The sequence below is a fragment of the Vibrio sp. Y176 genome (assembly GCF_033438945.1).
Genome location: NZ_JAWOQS010000523.1, coordinates 1 through 702, shown reverse-complemented (window position 1 = coordinate 702; position 702 = coordinate 1). Strand labels below are relative to the sequence as shown.

The 702-nt window shown below is 47.7% G+C and carries 2 protein-coding genes; one reads left to right on the top strand and one right to left on the bottom strand.

The window, feature by feature from the left end; all coding sequences use genetic code 11:
- The coding region (locus tag R7O13_RS27095; RefSeq protein ID WP_318305228.1) for a SlyX family protein at positions 1-165 on the top strand (165 nt) is incomplete at its 5' end.
- Between the two features lie 87 nt (positions 166-252).
- Here R7O13_RS27095 and R7O13_RS27090 read toward each other — a convergent pair.
- Positions 253-702, bottom strand: a 450-nt coding sequence (locus R7O13_RS27090; protein WP_318305227.1) for an isoaspartyl peptidase/L-asparaginase, incomplete at its 5' end; no start/stop codon positions are given.

Here is a 702-nt window from a genome sequence, read left to right as displayed (position 1 = left end):
TTCCAAGAGCAAACAATCGAAGATCTGAACAGTGCATTGTCACAACAACAATTGCAGATCACGAAGATGCAAGATCAAATGAAGTACGTAGTAGGCAAAGTGAAAAATATGGATTCTTCGAATATGGAAGATCCAGCCAACGAGCCACCGCCGCCGCATTACTGATCAATACGCGAAAGACAAAACAAAGCCCAGACTTATGCTGGGCTTTGTTGTAATTGCACGGTTGCTCGTCGTGAAATAATCGAACGGTTAGTCGTTAGCGTAGATTTTCACACTCAACTCACCACGAGTATTGATACCCGCACGATACATACCCATACTGTTCATAGCGAAATGCAACTCACCATTCGCATCAATGGCAATCAGGCCACCTTCTCCGCCCATGGTTTTGAGATCTCCCTGAATAATGGCTTCACACGCGGTATGTACGTCCTCTTGCAAATAACGCATGCGTGCTGCTACATCTTCCGCAACACGTTTACGAATAAAGAACTCACCAACACCCGTAGTTGAAACTGCCACCACGCCATTCTCAGCCACCGTGCCACAGCCTATCAGTGCAGAATCTCCAACACGACCATATTGCTTATTGGTTACCCCACCCGTACTGGTCGCCGCAGCTAAGTTGCCTTGCTGGTCTAACGCCACTGCGCCTACGGTGCCGTGTTTACGATCATCCGGGTAACGAGACTCAGATAA